Here is a 7814-nt window from a genome sequence, read left to right on the forward strand (position 1 = left end):
CAGATGCATCTTAGCCAAGCCGCAAAACTGTCCTAAAAAGCAGGACCACTTCAACCAAAGCCCAGTCGGTGCCCCAATCGTTTCCACTGCTTGCTAAGCTCAGCCATCCGCTCACGCATGGCGATCGCCAATCGCACGGCTTCGCTCGCTGGATCGTCGCAGGGCAGTGGATCGTTGAAAAGGACCATGATCCCGTCGCCCATTCGGTGATCAACGCCTGCACCAGAGATCTTGATCAACCTACCCATTTCCTCGTGATAGGCTTGCAGCACCTCGATGGTTTCTTCTGGTTCTGCAGTCTCACAAAACGCTGTGAAACCTCGAATGTCGCAAAAGAGCACTCCCAGCATCGCACGATGGCTCTTCAACATTTCTTCGGACCCCGATGAAACAATTGTATCAGCAACCGCCGAGGGCAAGAACCGTTTGAGACGCCCCATGCGCTCTATCTCGCCCACCTGCGCTTCAACTCGATCGCCTAATTCGGCATTGAATGCTTCCAGCGCTTTGAACTGGCGGACGTTTTCAATGGCGATGACCGCCTGCGCGGCGAATGTTTCGACGAGTTGGATTTCAGACGCCTCAAAGGGTCGAACCTCGTGGCGGCTCAGAGAAATGGTGCCAATGGCGATCCCATTTTGCAATAGTGGAACCACCACTCGTGTTCGAACTCCTTCGGTTTCAACCGTATGAACGGCAGTCGGATCGCCGTTTTTATAGAGATCAGTCTCTGCGTAATCCGGTATATGAAATACTTTGGCTGACCGTATTGCTACACCTGCTGAAAGTGGTGAGTCAAAAGGCCATTCTTGGCCAAGTTCAAACGCGGCGCGCTGATGCCCACAATGTCCGGCAAGGCAAATTTTTGAACGGTTGTCGTTGACGATTTGAAGCCCAGCTTGGTCAGCATTACAAAGTGAAGATGCTTTTCGCAAAATGATGTCAAAGACCCGTGCCTCATCGTCGCGGCTTTGGCTGATCACACTCAATATTTCGCTTGTCGCAGCTTCGCGCTCAAGTCGGACCTGCAACTCCCGGAATTGGCGGACGTTCTCAATGGCGATGACCGCCTGTGTGGCGAAGGTTTCGACGAGTTGAATCTCGTTAGCGGAAAACGGTCTGACCTCATCCCGATTCAGGTTCAGGCACCCAAATGCGATACCATCCTGGATAAGCGGAACGGTCAGAAAGGTTCGAATACCCACCTCATCCACAATGTTCCGCCGGACTGGATCGCCTTCGCGGTAAAGTGCGCTGTCGGCCAGATCAAGGGTGTGGATCAGGCGCGCTTCGCGAACGGTTTCCGCCACTTGTAAGGGGCCAGACAGGTCGAACTGGAATCCATTAGGGAATAGGTCGTGTTGCGGACCCCACGTTGCAGCGTAGCTTAGATGGGTCCGTGCGACATTCGCCAAAGAAATCCCGGCGACCTTTGCATTTGTCAATCTGGCAGCACTGCGCACAATCGCTTCAAGCACTGGTGTATCGTCGTCCCGTCTTTGGCTAATGATTTGCAATATTTCCTGCGATGCCGCTTCGCGTTCATATGCACGAGCAAGATCGTCTCGTATATTTCGCTGATCAGTATTCTTCCGCAGATTTTTCACAGTTCGTCCTCTTTGGATCAACAGATTGGTGCAAGCGTAAACATGCATCACTTATCTGGCCAGCCAAATGCACAGGGCATGTTTACATGCCCGAGAGGGGGAGTCTGACGGCCCAAATGGTCATAATCGACCTGTCCGGTCATAAGATCACGGCGCGTGCGTAACCCCAACAAGGCCACGACCCGCGTGTCGATCAACAGGCCGGATACATATGAGCGACTTCCGACAACATGCCAGAAATCATTTGCGAACAGCAGCCGGTACATACATTTGGGCCGATCATAGTGGAAGAGGACGCAAACTCCCTAATTCGTGGCAATCAAACGCTTCGATGAGCCAATCCGCCGTTTTTCCAACAAGCCCGCAGATTTTTCCCTGAAACCCAATCGGCTATCCCAAACAGGATCAGTCCCAAGCTTCAAAGAGAACCGGCCGTTTTCGCTATCACAGTTTGCCGTGCCCACCTTGAAGTGCTGATCAAGGAGAACTGCTCCACGTATTGGTTCGCGGTCGTAATCTCTGTAGAAACGAGTGCTTTGTGAGTCTCGATCCTTCCATGGCGTCATGTCTGGCCCAGGGTACAAGAAGGAGGCATGGATTAGACTGCCATTTGCAGGTCCAGATCTTGCATCTGATACTATGCAGTTGGGATAGTTCCCAGCTTGGCTAATTGCCTTGATCCAGTTCTTGAGTTCCCATTTTCCGGTGGGTTCTTTGACTTCAATTGCCAGCCAAGATGACCTTTTCAACTCAGGCAAAGTGTATGTCGATAATGCAACAAATCGTCTTCGTTGGAACCACGAGCACCACCGGTTCCCGCATGAGGATGTCAACGCCTAAACCCGAACGAAAGCGGCTCGACGGGTCTGTTCAAAATACCGTCTATCAGACCAACAAAAGGGGCAAGCCACTCATCAGAGCCAGAAAACGCAGACAAATCAACCGCAAGATGATCAGGCATTGGCTCGGCGCGGCCAAAATGCTTGACCAGTGCGCAGATTCGCAACAAGATTTGGCAGGCCGACGTTCTACTTGGGGAATGTCGGTTAAAGTGACCGGTTTTACCAACCGTGATACGAGATTTGAAACCTGTAGGGGGCGACTATAATGTCATTTGTCGGTAGTCTTGGGAAATTCCTAAACAACAACGCCTTCGGCAGCATCGGCAACGTGCTGACCATCGTCACCTCGGTTTACAGCATCGCCTCTGAGATCTACGCCCATGCAAGCGGCGACGGCACATTCAATGACGTAGAGGACCCTGTTTTGGATGGGATCGTGGCGCTTCAGGGAGAAGTGGAAGCGGTGCGGGAAGACATCGCCAATCTGGAAATTGAGCTAACCAATCTGATCATGTCGGAATTTTCGGGCCTGCAGCAGCAACTTCTGTCAAGTGCGCAATCGCGGGCGGAAAGTGCGCTGGATCTGCTGGCCTCCTACCAGATCGACGCAGATATCGACCGTGGAGAAATCATCGCTGATGTGTCCCGCGCGTTCCGTGATGCGCTGGCGCAGGGGCGCCAGATGCTGGAACCAAGCGATCCGCCCACTTCGCTTGATGCGATCAAGGCAGCGGTGGGGGCTGTGGGCTACACGCTCTACGCCAGACTGGAAGTCGCGCGCGAACTGGAAGGGGACGAGATCGCCTCGGACAAGATCGCCAACCAGATTGACGACGCCATGACCTTTCTCGAAGATGTGGTGACCTATATTGAAGGGCGTCTGACGGTTGATTTCACGCCAAATGCAAACGTCTTCGAGGTCTATCTCGATGGCGAGCCGTTCTCGGAGTTCTACTACGCCGACTGGGTGAATACCGCCGAAGCAAACTTGCAAGGCTACTATAATGGGCCGTTTGCGTTTTCCCCCGACACGGTCAACGGCAGTCCTCATGGGGCTCCGGATGATTTTGAAGGCCCCTATCAAACGGGGGTAAACACATATTACATCCCGTCCATCGACCAGATCATCAACCTCGCGACAGGCGAATACTACGATGGCAAAGGTAACCCTGTTACCAGCGACCACCCCGAGGCGCGCAGTGCCTCCGAAATCTGGTTTGCCGAGAATGAGGCTTGGGCAATCGAGCAGGCGTTGCAATGGTTCAACATAGACCGTGAGGTGCTGACCGAGACTGTTGCGGGCTTCCGTGATCTGACGGATGGCGAGCAGATGATCCTGCCGAGCATTCCCGGTTTCGACAATGCCGGCACGCTGGTGGGCACGGATGGCGACGATCTGATCATTGGCAATGACGGCGATGATCTGCTGATGGGTGAGGGCGATCCCGACCTGATCCGCGGCAGGGAAGGTGATGACACCATCCATGGCGGCGATGGAGGTGACCGGCTGGAAGGCAATGACGGCAACGATATTGTCTTTGGTGACGCAGGGGATGATGTGCTGATCGGCGGCGCGGGCGACGACACGATGGACGGCGGTGAAGGGCGGGATCTGGCGATCTACTCCGGTCGGCGCGCTGAGTATGACGTTAGTTGGTCTCGCGCGGGCAGCGCGTTTCAGGTGCAAGTGAATGGACCAGAAGGGCAGGACTTTCTGACTAATGTGGAGCGGCTGGTTTTCGACAACCGCATGGTTCAAATTCAGACCGCCACATTCGTCACAACGTTGCTGCTGGGGGATATCCTGTTCTCAGATGGGACGCGACGGGTCGCCGAAGACCTGATGTTCGGGTATCATGGGGGCGGTATACTGGATGGCGGGCTGGGCGACGATACGTTGATTTCAGGCGGCGGCGTGACATATCTGATCGGCGGTGTCGGAGACGACTGGATCGAGGGTAATCCGGGCAGCACCTTCGGCAATTTCGACACGGCATTTTTTTCCGGCGCCCGGGCCGACTACACGTTCGATGTGACATTGGAGCGCGTGGTGGTGAGCGGTCCGGACGGGCAGGATACCGTGACCGGGGTTGAGTGGTTCGAATTCGAAGATGCGACAGTGAGGCAGAGCCGCAGTTCGTATTATTCTGACTTCGACGCTTGGCTTGCCAGCGGCAGTGGTTCGGATGATATCATCATCGGCGGTGTCGAGGATGATTTTCTGACCGGCGGCGACGGCAATGACACGATTTTAGGGAGCGCGGGCGACGACTTCATCGAAGGCGACGGCTACTTTTCTGTTGCTGGCGGAAACGACAACATCCGCGGCGGTCTTGGAAACGATAAGCTCTTTGGTGGCGACGGCGCAGATACGCTGTCAGGCAATGACGGTAATGATGTGCTGCGCGGCGGTGCGGGCGGCGATGTGCTGTCTGGCGGCGATGATATCGACATGGTGCAATACCTTGGATCCTCGGCGGGCGTGACGGTCAATCTGAACGTCGACGGTTTGGGGTTCCAATCGGCCTCGGGCGGCGACGCGGATGGCGATGTGCTGTCGGGCTTCGAGCGGGCCATGGGGTCTGACCATGCCGATGTGCTGATTGGGAATGCGGATAACAACGTCCTAATCGGCCGCGATGGCGCGGACACGCTGTCGGGCAACGACGGCAACGATGTGCTGCGCGGCGGCGCAGGCGGTGATGTGCTGCGCGGCGGTGCGGGCGGCGATGTGCTGTCTGGCGGCGATGATATCGACATGGTGCAATACCTTGGATCCTCGGCGGGCGTGACGGTCAATCTGAACGTCGACGGTTTGGGGTTCCAATCGGCCTCGGGCGGCGACGCGGATGGCGATGTGCTGTCGGGCTTCGAGCGGGCCATGGGGTCTGACCATGCCGATGTGCTGATTGGGAATGCGGATAACAACGTCCTAATCGGCCGCGATGGCGCGGACACGCTGTCGGGCAACGACGGCAACGATGTGCTGCGCGGCGGCGCAGGCGGTGATGTGCTGCGCGGCGGTGCGGGCGGCGATGTGCTGTCTGGCGGCGATGATAACGACATGGTGCAATACGTCAGATCTTCGGCGGGCGTGACGGTCAATCTGAACGTCGACGGTTTGGGGTTCCAATCAGCCTCGGGCGGCGACGCGGATGGCGATGTGCTGTCGGGCTTCGAGCGGGCCATGGGGTCTGACCATGCCGATGTGCTGATTGGGAATGCGGATAACAACGTCCTAATCGGCCGCGATGGCGCGGACACGCTGTCAGGCAACGACGGTAATGATGTGCTGCGCGGCGGTGCGGGCGGCGATGTGCTGTCTGGCGGCGATGATAACGACATGGTGCAATACGTCAGATCTTCGGCGGGCGTGACGGTCAATCTGAACGTCGACGGTTTGGGGTTCCAATCAGCCTCGGGCGGCGACGCGGATGGCGATGTGCTGTCGGGCTTCGAGCGGGCCATGGGGTCTGACCATGCCGATGTGCTGATTGGGAATGCGGATAACAACGTCCTAATCGGCCGCGATGGCGCAGATACGCTGTCTGGCAACGACGGCAACGACGTGCTGCGCGGCGGTGCGGGTAGCGACACGTTCGTGTTCAACTCGGCGCTTGGCGGGGGTAATGTCGATCAGATTACGGACTTCATAGCCGCCGAAGGCGACACGATACAGATGAACAACCTGCATTTCGCGGCGTTGACTTTGGGGTCCCTTCAGGCGTCCGATTACCGCGCCAATCTGACCGGCGTTGCAGAAGACGCCGCGGACCGGATCATTTACAAAACCGACACCGGGCGACTTTTTTACGATGCCGATGGTATCGGGGGCGTGGATGCAATCGAATTTGCCCAGCTACAAAGCAACCTCACCATCGACGAGACCTACTTCTTCGTGATCTGATCCAGATCGCGCCAAACGACGCCCCATGTCGTCCACCACAGAACTGTGGCGGACGGCATTGGGGCGGCAAGTTTTGTGGGTCTTGTCGTTGAGGCGTCACAGAGGTGCTGTCAGACGAATGCGTTGTAGGGACCGGGCGTTGGGGCCAATTTTATGCGTGGGCAGTTCAAAGGTAAAAAGTTGGGGGCAATGCTAGGTTAGGAGATAAGGGGTGAAAGGTTACTTCAAACAATGGTTAATTGCATCTTGATTGCGCGCGCGAAATGCATTCTCAGGGTTGCTCAATGCAGCTAATGTTCTCTAAATGTTCCATATGAGTTTCAAGCATCCACATAGGCACGATGTTATCGACAGGGAGTTTCCTGTGAGGCTTGTCATAGAGAGCCGCCCGGAAACCCATGAGCTTACTGGGCGATGGTTGCAGCGTCATGTGGGAACGGGAAACTATGCCAGCAAGCCGCACATGCTATGGAGTAATAGCGCAACATCCGTTTACTTTCGTAACCTACATGACGCGCTAATGTTTCTGGCTGGTTGTCCTCATGTAAAGTTGACTGGCGAGCGATACACTGGCCGGGTGCGATAGTGCACCCGCCTGTGCCGTGCCGCCCGCTTACTTTTTTGTAGGTTTATATCCTTGAGTATTTTGGGTCATACGGCGACCTGCGCTGTTTTGGTGGCTTCGATCTTGTCCTTGAGCATGAGGCCTATGAGGACTTTGGCGAGATAGTCAACGCTGCGTAGTTTAGGGAGGCCATTTAGCACGTGCATCTTTTTGTGCTGCCAGCAGCGTTACTGGCGAGTTATAACCACGCCGCCAACCTTCAAGCCGAACAAGCACCAGAGTCAGTAAGAACGCACCGTACCCGGCCTCCTGACCTCAATATCTTCTCAATCTGCCTGAGTGGACTAGGGGCAAACCTAAGTGCAACCATCGCGTCTGAGACAATCTCACACGCATTATTTCGATGCTCTGGATTGTCGCCTCGGGAGGTCGGAAACCCCATACTTTCTAACGTGGAAACCGCGAACCTAATCAATGCATATCTAGAGTTATAGCTGGTTCTACTCGTTTTCCGGCCGCTTTTTTTGGGCTTTTTAGCTGCACCTAAAAGGTATGCAGAGATGAATTTCTGAACGTGCTCGTCAGGAATTGTACGGCTATTTATAAGATGTGCTGATGCCCAGGCGAGCACAGCGTTAAAGGAATCTTGGCAGGTTCCTGCATTGTCTAAAAGTTTACGAATGTGGCTGCTCTCATCTGGAACCAAAGCAATGCGGCGAAGCGAACCATCATCTTCATGCTCAGGTATAACCCCATTAGGAAACGCTAAGATTATCCCTCCCATCATCATGTCTGCGTTCTTTGAAGCAGGATATCGTGATTTGAGTAAATCCTTGGTCTGAAGTGGACCTGCTTTTTAGGACAGTTTTGCGGCTTGGCTAAGATGCATCTGG

The 7814-nt window shown here is 55.1% G+C and carries 3 protein-coding genes; 1 reads left to right on the forward strand and 2 read right to left on the reverse strand.

The window, feature by feature from the left end:
- Nucleotides 1-50 precede the first annotated feature (50 nt).
- Nucleotides 51-1628, reverse strand: a complete 1578-nt coding sequence (locus V7730_RS21205) for a GAF domain-containing protein (RefSeq protein WP_335749549.1) — start codon at nucleotides 1626-1628, stop codon at nucleotides 51-53.
- A gap of 26 nt (nucleotides 1629-1654) precedes the next feature.
- Nucleotides 1655-1873 (reverse strand): hypothetical protein, encoded by a 219-nt coding sequence (locus V7730_RS21210; protein ID WP_335749550.1) that lies wholly within the window; start codon nucleotides 1871-1873, stop codon nucleotides 1655-1657.
- A gap of 841 nt (nucleotides 1874-2714) precedes the next feature.
- Here V7730_RS21210 and V7730_RS21215 point away from each other — a divergent pair.
- Nucleotides 2715-6356 carry a calcium-binding protein gene (locus V7730_RS21215; RefSeq protein ID WP_335749551.1) on the forward strand — a complete coding sequence of 1214 codons (3642 nt, stop codon included), beginning with the start codon at nucleotides 2715-2717 and terminating at the stop codon, nucleotides 6354-6356.
- Nucleotides 6357-7814 lie beyond the last annotated feature (1458 nt).

The sequence above is a fragment of the Sulfitobacter sp. genome, assembly GCF_036961165.1.
In the GTDB taxonomy this organism is placed as follows: domain Bacteria; phylum Pseudomonadota; class Alphaproteobacteria; order Rhodobacterales; family Rhodobacteraceae; genus Sulfitobacter.